At 59.1% G+C, this 13,787-nt stretch carries 13 protein-coding genes, 3 tRNA genes and 1 pseudogene; 6 read left to right on the plus strand and 11 right to left on the minus strand.

The genetic code is table 11. The features are described 5' to 3' along the window. From VOI29_RS06545 to VOI29_RS06555, 3 genes and pseudogenes are all read right to left on the minus strand, one after another. A pseudogene (locus tag VOI29_RS06545) lies at positions 1-822 on the minus strand (glutamate synthase large subunit); the annotation flags it as partial. Continuing rightward, complete coding sequence (locus VOI29_RS06550; protein ID WP_323776959.1) at positions 819-1,253, minus strand: GFA family protein; 435 nt, start codon at positions 1,251-1,253, stop codon at positions 819-821. The pseudogene VOI29_RS06545 and the gene VOI29_RS06550, both read right to left, overlap by 4 nt. A 109-nt stretch (positions 1,254-1,362) precedes the next feature. Then, positions 1,363-2,802 carry an NAD(P)-dependent oxidoreductase gene (locus tag VOI29_RS06555; protein WP_323776962.1) on the minus strand — a complete coding sequence of 480 codons (1,440 nt, stop codon included), beginning with the start codon at positions 2,800-2,802 and terminating at the stop codon, positions 1,363-1,365. A 242-nt stretch (positions 2,803-3,044) separates the two neighbouring features. Here VOI29_RS06555 and VOI29_RS06560 point away from each other — a divergent pair, with 242 nt between their 5' ends. Continuing rightward, complete coding sequence (locus VOI29_RS06560) at positions 3,045-3,851, plus strand: undecaprenyl-diphosphate phosphatase (protein ID WP_323776964.1); 807 nt, start codon at positions 3,045-3,047, stop codon at positions 3,849-3,851. Positions 3,852-3,913: 62 nt separating this feature from the next. Here the strand turns inward: VOI29_RS06560 and VOI29_RS06565 are convergent, their stop codons facing one another. Together VOI29_RS06565 and VOI29_RS06570 are read right to left on the minus strand one after the other, a co-directional pair. Then, on the minus strand, positions 3,914-4,903 hold the full coding sequence (locus tag VOI29_RS06565) for a complex I NDUFA9 subunit family protein (RefSeq protein WP_323776966.1): 990 nt from the start codon (positions 4,901-4,903) through the stop codon (positions 3,914-3,916). A 400-nt stretch (positions 4,904-5,303) separates the two neighbouring features. Beyond that, on the minus strand, positions 5,304-5,561 hold the full coding sequence (locus VOI29_RS06570) for a hypothetical protein (RefSeq protein WP_323776968.1): 258 nt from the start codon (positions 5,559-5,561) through the stop codon (positions 5,304-5,306). 80 nt (positions 5,562-5,641) lie between these two features. On the opposite strand from VOI29_RS06570, the gene VOI29_RS06575 reads away from it, so the two are divergent. The 3 genes from VOI29_RS06575 (at position 5,642) to VOI29_RS06585 (ending at position 6,359) form a co-directional block, all read left to right on the plus strand. Beyond that, a tRNA-Leu gene (locus VOI29_RS06575) sits at positions 5,642-5,728 on the plus strand. A 166-nt stretch (positions 5,729-5,894) separates the two neighbouring features. Next, positions 5,895-6,230: a helix-turn-helix domain-containing protein gene (locus VOI29_RS06580; RefSeq protein ID WP_323776970.1), complete on the plus strand. Its 336-nt coding sequence runs from the start codon at positions 5,895-5,897 to the stop codon at positions 6,228-6,230. Between the two features lie 53 nt (positions 6,231-6,283). Beyond that, a tRNA-Thr gene (locus VOI29_RS06585) sits at positions 6,284-6,359 on the plus strand. A gap of 119 nt (positions 6,360-6,478) precedes the next feature. Here the strand turns inward: VOI29_RS06585 and VOI29_RS06590 are convergent. After that, positions 6,479-6,555 (minus strand) — tRNA-Arg (locus VOI29_RS06590). A gap of 147 nt (positions 6,556-6,702) precedes the next feature. On the opposite strand from VOI29_RS06590, the gene VOI29_RS06595 reads away from it, so the two are divergent. Continuing rightward, positions 6,703-7,728: a LacI family DNA-binding transcriptional regulator gene (locus tag VOI29_RS06595; RefSeq protein ID WP_323776972.1), complete on the plus strand. Its 1,026-nt coding sequence runs from the start codon at positions 6,703-6,705 to the stop codon at positions 7,726-7,728. After that, entirely contained in the window at positions 7,725-8,921 is a 1,197-nt protein-coding gene (locus VOI29_RS06600) for a winged helix-turn-helix domain-containing protein (RefSeq protein ID WP_323776974.1), read from the plus strand. The genes VOI29_RS06595 and VOI29_RS06600 overlap by 4 nt, the downstream gene beginning before the upstream one ends. A 6-nt stretch (positions 8,922-8,927) precedes the next feature. Here VOI29_RS06600 and VOI29_RS06605 read toward each other — a convergent pair whose 3' ends face one another. The 5 genes from VOI29_RS06605 to VOI29_RS06625 form a co-directional block, all read right to left on the minus strand. Then, positions 8,928-9,374 (minus strand): thioesterase family protein, encoded by a 447-nt coding sequence (locus VOI29_RS06605; protein WP_323776976.1) that lies wholly within the window; start codon positions 9,372-9,374, stop codon positions 8,928-8,930. A 10-nt stretch (positions 9,375-9,384) separates the two neighbouring features. After that, positions 9,385-10,890: a TRAP transporter large permease gene (locus VOI29_RS06610; protein ID WP_323776978.1), complete on the minus strand. Its 1,506-nt coding sequence runs from the start codon at positions 10,888-10,890 to the stop codon at positions 9,385-9,387. Beyond that, positions 10,887-11,468, minus strand: coding sequence for a TRAP transporter small permease (locus VOI29_RS06615; protein ID WP_323776979.1), 582 nt, complete (start codon positions 11,466-11,468; stop codon positions 10,887-10,889). Before VOI29_RS06615 ends, VOI29_RS06610 begins: the two co-directional genes overlap by 4 nt. Before the next feature lie 81 nt (positions 11,469-11,549). Continuing rightward, entirely contained in the window at positions 11,550-12,593 is a 1,044-nt protein-coding gene (locus tag VOI29_RS06620) for a TRAP transporter substrate-binding protein (RefSeq protein ID WP_323776980.1), read from the minus strand. Positions 12,594-12,919: 326 nt separating this feature from the next. After that, on the minus strand, positions 12,920-13,618 hold the full coding sequence (locus tag VOI29_RS06625) for a fumarylacetoacetate hydrolase family protein (RefSeq protein ID WP_323776982.1): 699 nt from the start codon (positions 13,616-13,618) through the stop codon (positions 12,920-12,922). Positions 13,619-13,787 lie beyond the last annotated feature (169 nt).

The following is a 13,787-nucleotide window of genomic DNA, read 5'->3' on the forward strand; positions in this document are numbered from 1 at the left end:
GTTGCCCTTCAGCGTGTTGATCTCGCCGTTGTGGGCCAGCATGCGGAACGGCTGTGCCAGCCACCACTGCGGGAAGGTGTTGGTGGAATACCGCTGGTGATAGATCGCAAAGGCGCTTTCGAACCGCGCGTCCATCAGGTCCGGATAGAACACTGCAACCTGCTCGGCCAGCATCATCCCTTTGTAAATAATCGAGCGGCAGCTGAGCGATGCAATATAAAGGCCCGAGATCGCCGCGGCATTAGCCGCCTTCTCGATCCGGCGGCGGATCACATACAGTTCACGCTCGAATGTTTCCTCATCCACGCCTTTGGCGTTGGAAATCAGGATCTGCTCGATCTCCGGGCGGGTCGCATTGGCCTTCTCACCCAGGCAGGCCACATCCACCGGCACATGGCGCCAGCCATAGATCGAATACCCCATACGCAGAACTTCGGTTTCCACGATGGTCCGGCAACGTTCCTGCGCACCAAAGTCCGTGCGCGGCAGGAACACCTGTCCCACGGCCATCAGCTCATCCTGGCGCGGCTCGTGGCCGGTGCGGCGGATCTGGTCATAGAAGAACGGAACCGGGATCTGCACATGGATGCCCGCGCCGTCGCCGGTCTTGCCGTCCGCATCGACCGCGCCGCGATGCCAGATCGCCTTCAGCGCATCAATGCCGGCCTCAACCACCTTGCGGCTTTTCTTGCCGTCAACCGAGACCACCAGGCCCACGCCGCAGGAAGAATGCTCTTCCTCCTCGGAATACAGGCCGTTTTCAGCCATCCACTTGCGCTTGGCTTCCTCGGCGCGCACCCAATCGGCATCATATTTGGTCATTGGCTGGTTCCTTCTACGGAGGGGGCAAACATCTCGATCACGTCGGCGCCGGTCAGTTTCCGGCTTTTGCTGTCGAAGGCGTAGCCCGCTGGCTTCTTGTCGATGTAAAGTTCCAGGCGCAACTCATTGCCGCCTGCGTTTTCAAACAAGCCAGCCGACATCTGCGTCTGGCCCTTATGTTCTCCTGCGGTCATCCTGTACCACAGCGCCGATCCGCATTTGCCGCAGAACGCACGCTCGGCCCAGCCGGAGGATTCATATGTATGCACCGGCCCCAGCGCCGCATAGCCGCTGGCCGCCTGAAAGCTCAGGTAAGGACCGCTGGCCCAGCGCTGGCACATCTCGCAATGGCAGGCGGAAATGGACTCGCGCGCCGGGGTGGCGGTGACGGTCACCGCGCCGCACATGCATTGTCCCTGCAATTCGCTCATGTCCATTGTCCTTCTGCTGGCTGGGTCAGTAGTATTGACCTTGCTGCGGTTCGCTCGCTGCTCCGCCAGTGCACAGGGGGTGCACAGACGGTGTACAGGAGGTGCCGGGTTATTCCGCCGCCACCGCGGCTTTGCTGTTCAGTTTCTCGAGGATCGCTTCAGCGCAGTCGCGGCCGTCCTTGATCGCCCAGACCACCAGCGAAGCGCCGCGCACGATGTCACCCACCGCATAGACGCCGTCCAAATCGGTCGCGCCGGTCTTGAAGGCTGCCTTGACGGTGCCCCAGCGGGTCACCGGCAGCTCCGGCTGGTTCCACAGCACGGGCAGTTCTTCCGGCTCAAAGCCCAGCGCCTTGATGACCAAGTCGGCCTCTTCGACGTAGTCCGCGCCTTCGATCACTTCCGGTGCCTGGCGGCCTGAAGCATCCGGTTGACCCAAGCGCATTTTCTGCACCATCACGCCGGCAACTTTGCCGCCTTCATCGGTAAAGCCCTTGGGCGCTGACAGCCATTCGAAGATCACGCCTTCTTCCTCGGCGTTCTGGGTCTCGCGCTGGGAACCAGGCATATTGGCACGGTCGCGGCGGTACAGGCATTTGACGCTGGTTGCGCCCTGGCGGATCGAGGTCCGCACACAGTCCATTGCAGTATCGCCGCCGCCGATCACCACGACCTTCTTGCCTTCGGCATTCAGGTCACCATTGTCGAATTCGGCAACCTCATCGCCAAAGCTCTTTTTGTTCGACGCGCACAGGAAGTCGATCGCCTTGACGATGCCTTCCGAACCGCTGCCCGGCATCGCCAGATCACGCGATTTATAGACGCCGGTGGCAATAATCACCGCATCATGCTGGGCGGGGATGTCCTCGAACGTGATGTCCTCGCCGACATTGCAGTTCAGCTTGAAGGTAACGCCGCCGTCCGCCAGCAACTTGTTGCGGCGCTCAACCACGTCCTTTTCCAGCTTGAAGCTGGGGATGCCGTACATCAGCAGCCCGCCGGCCCGGTCATAGCGGTCATAAACGGTGACCTGCACGCCCGCCTTGCGCAGCATGTCCGCCGCCGCCAGACCGCCGGGGCCGCCGCCGATGATGCCGACGCTCTCGCTGCGCTCGGCCAAGGGCGCTGCGGGTTTCACCCAGCCGTTGTCCCAGGCGGTGTCGGTGATGTATTTCTCAACCGAACCGATGGTCACGGTGCCATGACCTGACTGCTCGATCACGCAATTGCCTTCGCACAAGCGGTCTTGCGGGCAGATGCGGCCGCAGATCTCGGGAAAGGTATTGGTGGCCTGGCTGGCGGCATAGGCCTCTTCCAAACGGCCGGTCGCAGTCAGGCGGAGCCAGTCCGGGATATTGTTGTGCAGCGGGCAGTGGCTTTGGCAATAAGGCACACCGCACTGGCTGCAGCGGCTGGCCTGCTCCTCGGCCTTGGCAGCTGCGTACTCTGCGTAGATCTCATTGAAGTCTTCCTTGCGTACACTTGCGTCACGCTTTTGAGGCATGTCGCGTTCGATCTGCACGAATTTCAGCATCGGTTGCTTGGCCACGGGCTGGACTCCATCGTTTGTCTGGCTGCGCAGGCACCTTTGCAGGTACGGTTACGCTTTTATGTCAACTTTGCTGACCTATTTTGCCAGCGCTTGATTTCTGATACCCTGTTTTTCAGAAATGTACAGAATTTTTAAGACCGAACCGGACCTTAATATCCGCTTTCCAAACCGGAACCGGGATTTATACAGAGTCACGACAGTTTACGGCCCGCCCGCGGCCAGTGAGGGATGATTACAGGATGCCGCTTTTCCAACTGGTCCTGGTTGCGCTTATCCAAGGTATTACCGAATTCCTGCCTGTATCCTCCTCCGGCCACCTGATTCTGCTGCCCGGATTGACAGGGCTCAAGGATCAAGGACAGGTGATTGACGTTGCTGTGCATGTCGGCACCCTGGCCGCGGTGCTGATCTTCTTCTGGCGTGATGTGCGTGAAGGCCTCGCGGGTCTGCCCCGCGCCCTGACCGGTCGACTGGACACCCCCGGATCCAAAATTGCCATGGGTCTGATTATCGCCACCATCCCCACTGTCCTGTTCGGCGCGATGCTGCATTTCACCGGCCTCAGCCATTCTTTGCGGTCAATGGCAGTAATCGGCTGGACCATGCTGGGCTTCGGGCTGGTTCTGTATTGGGCCGATCAGAAAGGTGCTCAGATCAAACAATCCAGCGACTGGGGCATCCGCGATGCCCTGATCATGGGTCTTTGGCAGATGCTGGCACTGATCCCCGGTACTTCGCGCTCGGGCATCACCATCACCGGCGCGCGCCAACTGGGCTATACCCGCGAGGACGGCGCCCGCATTGCCATGTTGATGTCGATCCCGACCATCATCGCCTCCGGCGTGCTGCTGGGCACCGAAGCCGCACTGGAAGCCAATACCGCGCTGATGCGGGACGCAGGGATTGCTGCGGCTCTGGCGATGCTGTCGGCGCTGGCCGCACTTAGCCTGATGATGCGGCTGCTGCGCTCAGTCAGTTTCACCCCTTATGTGATCTACCGGGTGATCCTGGGCGCTGTTCTTCTGTCCATCGCCTACGGCAGCTGAGGCTGAAACGAAAAAGCGCGGAGAAATCCCCGCGCATTCACCCCCTTGAACCGGCAAAGTTATCAGGCACCGTTACGCAAATTCCGAGCCGAACTGGTCATCTCGTCGTACTGGCCGGAGGGGCGGAATTTCCACAGGTAATCAGGCAGAACCGACCCTACGGTCACGGGGGTGATACCTAGATCTCCAAATCCCTTGGCGCCCTCCGACACCACATTGTCCGCCTTCAGACTCCGCAACTGGTCGCGTGTCAGCACCTTATTCTCAATCAGCTGGAAGCTGGCCGCCTGCAGCATGTCGAACCCAAAGGCCACCAGCCACGCGGCAGGGCGCGGCAGCGACAAGATCAAGCGGCGGCGGTGGATCACCTGCAGCATCTGCGCCATCAGCGTGTGGAAGCTTTTGACCTCGGGACCGCCAAGTTCGTAGATGCCGCCTTCAGCCAATCCCAGTGCCGCCTTGGCCGCGGCTTTGGCCACATCATCCACAAATACCGGCTGGAAATTGGTGGAGCCCGCCGCAATCGGCAGGATCGGCGATAGCCGGGTCATGCCGGCAAAGCGGTTGAAAAATCCATCCTCGGTTCCAAAGATTACCGAGGGGCGCAGAATCACTGCACCTGGAAAGCTCTGCAGCACCGCGGCTTCTCCCGCGGCTTTGGTCTTGGCATAATCACTGGGCCCATCGGCATCAGCGCCTATCGCCGAGATATGCACCAAGCTGGACACGCCCTGCTGCGAAGCAATGCGCGCGATACGGTCCGCGCCTTCGCAATGGATAGTGCCAAATGTGTTCTTTCCCACTTCATTCAGGACACCGACACAGTTCACCACCGCATCCGCGCCCTGCATCACCATGGCTACAGACATTTCATCGCGGATGTTGCAGAACACTGGCTCAACCTGGCCCGGAACGCCGTAAGGCTTTACATGTATGGCTTCGTTGGGACGACGCACAGCCACCCGCACGCGCCAGCCTTCCTTGGCCATGCGCCGCGTAATGTAGCGGCCCACGAAACCGGATCCGCCATAGATCGTGACCAGTTTGGACATCATTTGGCTCCTGAACTTAGCTGCCCCTAAGCTCTAGCGCCGCAAGGGACGCCGAACAAGGAGCAAAACGAGAGCTGCGGCCCCATTAGGGTCGAAAACTACAGGAGCCGTTAACAGCTTCCCGCGGGTTCGGCAGGTTGGTCAATCCCGCTTGCAACCCTTCATTGCCAGTATGAAGCGATGCAGCGAAAACACCTTTGTTTCTTAACCTGTTCAGGGGCTTGGCTCCAATGATAAGCGAGCAGGACAAAGAACTGATCCGGCAATGCTTTAAAAGCGAACGGATGAATATCGTAGCCTTTGTACCGCCATTCTACGCAGAATTCTTTGCCGCCTGCCCGGATACCCGGAGCCTGTTTCCTGACAATCTGACCCAGAAAGAGGAAAAATTCTCGGCTTGCTATCCCATATCGCCGAAGCGCAGGATGATTTCGAGCGGCTGGATTAGCTCCTGCAGCAGCAGGGTGAAAAGCACCGCTGACTTGAGGTGTAAGACGCCCATTTCCATGGCTTCATAGACAGTTTTACTGGTGCCCTCGCCGACACGCTGGGCCCGGACTGAAACAACGCAACACAGCAGGCCTGGGCAAGTTTCCTGACCCATGTTGCGTTTAAGATGGACTTTCTCACTTAGCGTTGAGTTGAACGGGACCGGCATTCAAGCCGAAGCTGGAATTGAGATGGTTTTCCGTTTGACGCTCCCAACGAACCATCTTATACGCCGATCTCACGACACCTGCCCAGGTGGCGGAATTGGTAGACGCGCTAGCTTCAGGTGCTAGTGTCCGTATGGACGTGGAGGTTCGAGTCCTCTCCTGGGCACCATTTTCCCGAACATTGGAATTCAGCACTTCGCAGCAGATGACAACCATCCGCTGAAGCGTTGCTACGCACGCCGCTTCCTACGGGCACACAGGCACATTTGAGGCCGCGGTGTGTTGCGCGCCGTCGCCAGATACCGGCCATAAGCTCGGGCTCCTTGTGAAGCAATTTGCTCAACTATTCACGCACATGCAGGAACCCATTAACCGTCCTGGATATAGCCGCGGCAGGATGCAGTAACTGCACCCTGCAAACCGGTTTCCGCCAGATATTTGACTTGACGCCGGTGGTGTATCTGCCCGGTCTGCAGCTTTGTCTGGCTCACTATCTTCTACTGCTCAGGCCCGCCGAGACGCCGGCCCACAGCATTGCAGATCACTGGGGCGTTTCTCACTTAGGCCGGTTTTCTCAGCTCTACCGCACTCGGTTTGGCGAACTGCCCAGCACCAAATGCGCTGCACCAGGGAAACCGGAAGAATCCTCAGGATCCGCACTTGCGCGGTAGTCAGGCAGTGGTTAAACGGGCATCATTGTTTTCCGCGGCAAGCGAAAAACAGCGCCGGTGTAGCTCAGCTGGTAGAGCACGTCATTCGTAATGATGGGGTCGTAGGTTCGAGTCCTATCACCGGCACCAATTCTTTCAAAACCTTACAGCTTTTTGAGCAGTGTCCCAACGGTTGGTGTAATCAGAGCCCCCTGTTTCCGAATAAGAGAAGCATGCATCCTTATGCCTTATTGGCAATAATGGGACATTGGCGACCCCGGCAGGATTCGAACCTGCAACCTGCCCCTTAGGAGGGGGCTGCTCTATCCAGTTGAGCCACGGAGCCATGCCTGGCTACGAGATAACAAATCCCTCCTGCGATCACAATGGGATGGGCGCAGCCAGTTGCCGATTTGCCGCGCGCAGTTTCCATTGTGCAGCGCCCGATGTCTGCGCTAACGTTGCACACAGCAATAACACGAGGCTCAGGAACGTGACCACGGACAGCAAGCGCCCTCTCACCCTTCGCGATGTATCCGAAGCAACCGGTGTCTCCGAAATGACCGTGAGCCGAGTGCTGCGCAACCGCGGCGACGTGTCGGAAAAAACCCGAACCAAAGTGCTGAGCGCCGCCAAGGAACTGGGCTATGTGCCCAACAAGATCGCCGGCGCGCTGGCCTCGAACCGCGTGAACCTGGTGGCGGTGATCATCCCGTCGCTGTCGAACATGGTTTTCCCAGAGGTGCTGACCGGCGTCAACAAGGTGCTGGAAAACACCGAACTGCAGCCGGTGGTCGGTGTCACCGACTACCAGCCCGAGAAGGAGGAAAAAGTGCTCTACGAGATGCTCTCGTGGCGTCCCTCCGGCGTGATCATTGCCGGGTTGGAACATACCGAGGCTGCCCGTGCCATGCTGAACAGCGCCGGTATTCCGGTGGTGGAAATCATGGATACCGATGGCAAGCCGGTGGATGCGATGGTCGGTATTTCCCACCGCCGCGCGGGCCGTGAAATGGCGAAGGCGATCCTCAAAGCCGGCTACCGGCACATTGGCTTCATGGGCACCAAGATGCCCTTGGACCACCGTGCCCGGAAGCGGTTCGAAGGTTTCACCGAAGCGCTGGCCAAGGAAGGCGTGGAAATTGAAGACCGCGAGTTTTATTCCGGCGGCTCGGCGCTCGCTAAAGGCCGCGAGATGACCCAGGCCATGCTAGAACGCTCACCAGATCTTGATTTTCTTTACTATTCCAACGATATGATCGGCGCAGGCGGATTGCTGTACCTGCAGGATCAGGGAATTAGTGTTCCCGGTCAAATTGGTCTTGCAGGTTTCAATGGAGTGGAGCTGCTGCAGGGTCTGCCCCGCAAGCTGGCCACGATGGATGCCTGCCGCCTGGACATCGGGCGCAAAGCGGCCGAAATCATCGCGGCACAGTTGGAAGATCCCGACGCAGAGATCGAAAAGCATGTCACACTGACCCCCACGATATCCTTTGGTGACACCCTGAAACGGCGTTGACCCGGCTGACCAATCAATGCGCGCGGCGGTTGTTCCTGGACCGTCACGCCCTGCTGGAGCAGCCAGCGGGACCGGCCAGGGGGGCAGAACTTCTGTCGCTGATACAGCGGCTGGGTTTTGTTCAACTCGACAGCATCAGCACGGTGGCGCGGGCGCATGACATGATCCTTTATTCACGTCGGGCGGGATACCGCGCCAAGCATTTAAAACAGTTATACGAACGCGACCGGGGATTGTTTGAGCACTGGACCCACGATGCCGCGATGATCCCGATGGCGTTCTACCCGCATTGGCACTTACGGTTCCGCCGTGACACCGAACTGCTGCGCAAGCGCTGGCGCAATTGGCGGCGCGACGGGTTTGAAGAACGGTTCGGGAAAGTTCTGAACCACGTGCGGGATCATGGGCCAGTCAGCTCCTCTGACGTGGGCAAGGACGAGAAAAAAGGCTCCGGCGGCTGGTGGGACTGGCACCCGTCTAAAACCGCGCTAGAGTATCTCTGGCGTTCCGGCGCGCTGACTGTGGTGGGTCGCGACGGGTTTCAGAAACAATATGACCTGACCGAGCGGGTGATCGACGAGCATCTGCGCCCTGGCCCCTCCTGCGACGAGACCGCGACCATTAACTGGCTTTGTTCCGCCGCGCTGGACCGCTTGGGCTTTGCCACCTCCGGCGAGCTTGCCGCATTCTGGGACACCGCCTCTCCGGCGGAAGCCAAGAGCTGGTGCGCCGAACAGACACGTCTGGGAGAACTGGAAGAAATTGAAATCGAACAGGCCGACGGCAAGGCGCGTAAAACGTTCACCCGTCCTGGCACCGTGAAAGCCGCAACGGAATTGGGTCCGGCACCAGGCAGGATGCGGGTGCTTAGTCCCTTTGACCCCGTCCTGCGCGACCGCAAACGAGCGGAACGGCTGTTCGGTTTCCGCTATAGGATCGAGGTTTTCACCCCCGCGCCCAAGCGCCAGTACGGCTATTACGTTTTTCCATTGCTGGAAGGCACACGTCTGGTTGGCCGCATCGATATGAAGGCTGACCGGGACGCAGAATGTCTGCGCGTCACCGCCGTCTGGCCCGAGCAGGATGTCAAATGGTCACCGGCCCGTGCCAAGCGGCTGGAGGCAGAACTGGACCGGGTTGCACGCTTTGCAGACCTCAGCAGAGTATGCTTCACAGACGGCTGGCTGCGCTGACCGAAACTACTCCGGCCCCAGGTTCGCTTCGATCACTTGCCGGTAATCTTTCGGCGCGGGTTTTGCTCTGAAGCTCTCCGGAGCAATGAAAACGCAAACAAACCTGCCTTCGAAACACAGCTTTTCATTCTGCCGCGCGTTCACACGGAAGGTCACCGACTTACTGCCAAGAGCGGAGGGCCAGACATCGCAGATCAGCCGGTGCCGCGGGGTAACTGGAGAGCGAAAATCGATGCTCATATGCACAAACGGCGTGCCAGTGCCGCGGTCCAGTTCCATCTGGTACCAGCCATCACCGCCCAAGTGGTGCTCCCACCAGGCGTCAATCGCTTCCAGCGCAAAGGCCGGGAGCCGTCCGGTATAGGCTATCCGGGCCGGATCGCAGTCACCCCAGCCCACGCGGATTTCATGGGTAAATCCCTGCTGCACCAAAGCGGAGTTATCTTTTGTCATACCAGCGCCCTCATTGCATCAGCATCAGCGGCAGCAGGGTAATGACCGGAAAGGCCACCAGAATGATCACTCGGATAATATCGGAGGCAACAAAGAACATCACTGCCTTGTAGGTGTCGATCATCCGGGTCTTACGGTCCATCGCATTGATGATGAACAGGTTCATCCCCACCGGCGGGGTAATCAGTCCGACCTCGACCACGATGAGCACCAGAATCCCGAACCAGATGGCGACATATTCCGCCTCGATCCGGTTAACCCGGCCTTCGGTTATGCGGATGCCCAGTTCCTTCATCTGCTCGCGGGTAAGCTCTGCTCCGGCAGCAATGGCGTCCTTGATCGAGGCAAGCATCTCTGCCCCCATACCCTCAGGCACTCCAGCCTTCAGCACCTCCATCGCCGCATCCGCCTGCATCGCGGGCAGCGACAGCAGACCGAAATCCATCGCCGAGATTACCGGAAAGAAAATCGGGATTGTCAGCAAGATCATCGACAGAGAGTCCATCAGGCAGCCGAAAACCAAGTAGAACCCCAGGATGAGCGCCAGCACGACCCAAGGGCTGAGCCCCTGACTTACAACGAAATCAGCCAGCTCTTGCGGTACTTTTGTGAGCGCCAGGAACCCATTGTAAAAGCCAGCACCCAGCACGATGAAGAAGATCATTGCAGTGGAGCGCGCCGTCACCAGGAAGCTGTCTGCCAGCGTCTCGCGGGTCAGCCCCCCATTGGTCCAGGCTATGAAGCCAGTTCCGAATGCGCCCACAGCCGCGCCCTCGGTCGGTGTGAACCAGCCGAGATAAATGCCGCCCACCACAAGGCCAAACACCAGCAGCACCGGCCAGACGTGCACCAGTGCCGCAAACCGCTCGCGCATTGGCACCGGCGGGCGGGTGCCGGCACTTTCCGGGAACAGGCGCACATAGATAGAGATCGCGATCACATAGCCCAGCGCCGCCAGCAGGCCGGGGACGAAGGCCGACAGGAACAGCTTGGCAATGTTCTGCTCGGTCAGGATGGCATAGATCACCAGCACCACCGAGGGTGGGATCAGGATGCCCAACGTGCCGCCCGCCGCCAGTGTCGCAGTCGAAAACCCGCCGGCGTAACCGTATTGCTTCAGCTCGGGCAGCGCGACCCGGCCCATCGTCGCAGCGGTAGCCAAAGACGAACCGCAGATCGCGCCAAAGCCTGCACAGGCACCGATGGCGGCCATCGCAACACCGCCTTTGCGGTGGCCCAGGAACCCTTCAGCCGCTTTGAACAACGCGGTGGACATGCCGCCCAGGGTCGCGAAATGACCCATCAGCAGGAACATCGGCACGATGGTCAGCGAATAGGAAGAGAAGGTCGAATAGGTCTCGCTTTTCAGCCGACCGAACGCCACCTGTGTGCCATCCGTAACCCAGATCAGGCCGCCAAGGCCGACCAGAAACATAGAAAGGCCGATAGGAACCCGCAGAAAGATCAGCAGCATCAGAACCGGGAAGGAGGCGATGCCAATTTCAAGAGCCGTCACTGTTCGCCCTCCACGCCGTCCCAGATCAGGATCCGGCCGGTAAAAAATTCTATGGTGCGGATTGCACCCATGTAGATGCCGACGATGGCCGCTACGACCGCCGCCACTAAGCTGATGGCGTAAGTCCACCAGACCGGGAATTCGAGCAGGAAGGAAGTTTCGCCATTGGAATACTTGCCCGCAAGCCCGGCCCCTAGCCGCCAGGCAATCAGAACCAGAGCCACGGCAAAGACAACTTCGGTCACCATCCGCAGAAACCGCTTCACGCCGCGCGGAAACGCATTGGCGACCACATCAACCGAGGCATGGCCCGCGGTAATCTGGCACAGCGGCAGAAAAGCGAAGATGGCAAAGGCCACGCCGGCCTCGACCAGCTCGAAATCGCCGTTGACCGGCCCGACCCAGCCCGTCATCCACTTTGAGAACCCCGGTGCAATCCGCTCCATCATTTCGCCATGGAAGAAGCCATTGAGCAAACGCCCGGCGATCGAAACACATGTCAGAATGATCAGAAGAGTGAGGACCGCACCGCCCAGGTAGGCCATGGAGTTGGCCAGCCGCATCATGAGCTTGTGCATCGTTCAGTTGCCTTATTCCGGTATGCAAAGGGCCGCAGTGCCAATGCCGCGCGGCCCTTCACCTTTATCAGTCTAAACGCCTTACTGGTACTGCGGCGTGTATTTCTCGATCAGCGCGCTGGCTTCCTCGATCAGCGCGGCACCGTCGATGCCCTTTTCCTTCATGTCAGCGATCCACTGGTCATAGATCGGCTGCGCATGCTCGCGCCAGATGGCGGTCTGTTCTTCGTCCAGGGTGATGACGTTGTTGCCCAGATCCAGCGCCATCTCGCGCGAAGGGCCATCGGAATCAGCCTGGGTACCGCCGGCAAAGACCGAGAATTCCAGGCCGGAATTGTCGTCGATTGCCTTTTTCAGGTCATCCGGCAGGCTCTCGTACTTTTCCTTGTTCATCGCCAGAACAAAGGTCAGCGTGTAAAGCGCTTTGCCGGTGAACTCGGTGTGGTTTTCCACCAGTTCCGGAACCTTGAGGGCCGAGGTCACTTCCCACGGAATGGTGGTGCCGTCGATCACGCCCTTAGACAGGCCTTCCGGTATCGCTGGAACCGGCATCCCTACCGGGGTTGCACCCAGTTCGGTCAGCAGTGCGTTGACCGACCGGCCGCCGCCACGGATTTTCATGCCTTCCAGATCTTCGGGCGTCTCCACAGGATCCGAAGTGTGGATCAGTCCAGGCCCATGCACCCAGGTACCCAGGATGTGGACATCCTTGAACTCGGTGTCCTTCATGTGCTTGTCGAACATTTCCCAATAAGCGTGCGACACAGCGCGCGCATTGGTCATCATGAACGGCAGCTCAAACACTTCGGTCGACGGGTAGCGCCCCGGGGTATAGCCCACCACGGTCCAGACGATATCCGCCACGCCATCGATGGCTTGGTCCATCAGCTCAGGCGGCTTGCCGCCCAGCTGCATCGACGGGAAGCGGTCAATCTTGATGCGCCCGCCCGAGGATTCCTCGATGTTGTCCGCCCAGACATCCAGGATCAGTTTCGGCACGTTTGCCTGTGCTGGCAGGAACTGGTGCAGTTTCAGGGTCACCTCCTGAGCAAATGCCGGCATCGCACCGAACATTGCCAAGGCTGCGGCCCCCGCTGCCCCCAAAAGCTTTCTCCGAGTAGTCATGTCTGTCCTCCCTTAGACCAAATCATTTACCGGGCCCGCCGCTCTCGCAACATTATTGCGACGAATGGCGGAGTTCTTTCTGTTTCCGCCGCCATGACCCCGCATGGGGTTCGTTAAACGAACCAGTTGCATACCTGCTATTAGGTGCATTTGTAACTATCAACAGTGGATTATGCATTTATCATTCATGAATTCTGCATGCATTTTCTGGTCACAGACAAATTCGACACCTCATGTGTTACGGAGATCCCAGTACCCATCCTTAAACTGATACATATCGAGACCGCCGGATAGCAACAACAATCATGGCTTGGCACCGCCTAGTGTCATTCCGCAGCAACCAGCCTCAGGTCAACGGCTGGCAACCCATCAACCCCGCCGCGCATCCGGTCGCCTGCCTGAACGGAGCCCACACCGGCGGGAGTGCCAGTCAGAATCACATCCCCGGGACGCAGGTGATAGAAGCCGGACAGATGGCAGATAATCTCTTCAACGGACCAGATCATATCCTCCAGCGCAGCGTCCTGCCGGACCTCCCCGTTCACCTCCAGCCAGATCCGCCGGCCAGACGGATTGCCCCAGTCTGACGCCCGGGTCAGCGGCGCGAACACCGTGCCATTTTCCAAATCCTTGCCCAGATCCCAAGGACGCTGCTTCTGCCGCTCGCGGATCTGCAAATCGCGCCGGGTCATATCCAACGCGCACCCATAGCCAAAGACAGCAGCCTGCGCCACTTCTGCGCCTGCCCGGAACACCGGCGCGCCAATCGCCACCGCCAACTCCATCTCATAATGAAAGTTTTCGGTGCCAGGCGGATAAGGCACGACTGCACCTGTCAGCACCGCATTGGCAGCCGCCTTGGTGAAGTAGAAGGGCGACTCCCGGTCCACCTCGTTGCCCATTTCGGCAGCATGGGCTGCGTAATTTCGTCCGACGCAGAATATCCTGCCCACCGGATATCCAGCCGGTTCTCCGGCCACCGGAACCACCAGCGTTTCCGGTAGTTTGAACAAAAGCTCACCCATCTAAGAATTCCTCACAACTTTTCTGCCGCATTCCGCCCCCACAAGTCAGAGCCGCAATCTAAGAGCCTGTAAACCCCGCTTGACGCTTGTAGGGATTTGAATGGCCGTTCCCTTGGCCTGCCAGCGAAGCCATTGCCGCAGTTTTGTCAAACGCACTGAACCGTTGTGA

Origin of the sequence: Leisingera sp., assembly GCF_034669605.1 — a bacterium.
GTDB lineage: Bacteria > Pseudomonadota > Alphaproteobacteria > Rhodobacterales > Rhodobacteraceae > Leisingera.

Bases quoted from the DNA above. Each gene is read 5' to 3' on its own strand.
- VOI29_RS06550 (WP_323776959.1), bottom strand. From the start codon at position 1,253: ATGAGCGAATTGCAGGGACAATGCATGTGCGGCGCGGTGACCGTCACC.
- VOI29_RS06560 (WP_323776964.1), top strand. From the start codon at position 3,045: ATGCCGCTTTTCCAACTGGTCCTGGTTGCGCTTATCCAAGGTATTACC.
- VOI29_RS06565 (WP_323776966.1), bottom strand. From the start codon at position 4,903: ATGTCCAAACTGGTCACGATCTATGGCGGATCCGGTTTCGTGGGCCGC.
- VOI29_RS06570 (WP_323776968.1), bottom strand. From the start codon at position 5,561: ATGCCGGTCCCGTTCAACTCAACGCTAAGTGAGAAAGTCCATCTTAAA.
- VOI29_RS06605 (WP_323776976.1), bottom strand. From the start codon at position 9,374: ATGACAAAAGATAACTCCGCTTTGGTGCAGCAGGGATTTACCCATGAA.
- VOI29_RS06615 (WP_323776979.1), bottom strand. From the start codon at position 11,468: ATGCACAAGCTCATGATGCGGCTGGCCAACTCCATGGCCTACCTGGGC.
- VOI29_RS06620 (WP_323776980.1), bottom strand. From the start codon at position 12,593: ATGACTACTCGGAGAAAGCTTTTGGGGGCAGCGGGGGCCGCAGCCTTG.
- VOI29_RS06625 (WP_323776982.1), bottom strand. From the start codon at position 13,618: ATGGGTGAGCTTTTGTTCAAACTACCGGAAACGCTGGTGGTTCCGGTG.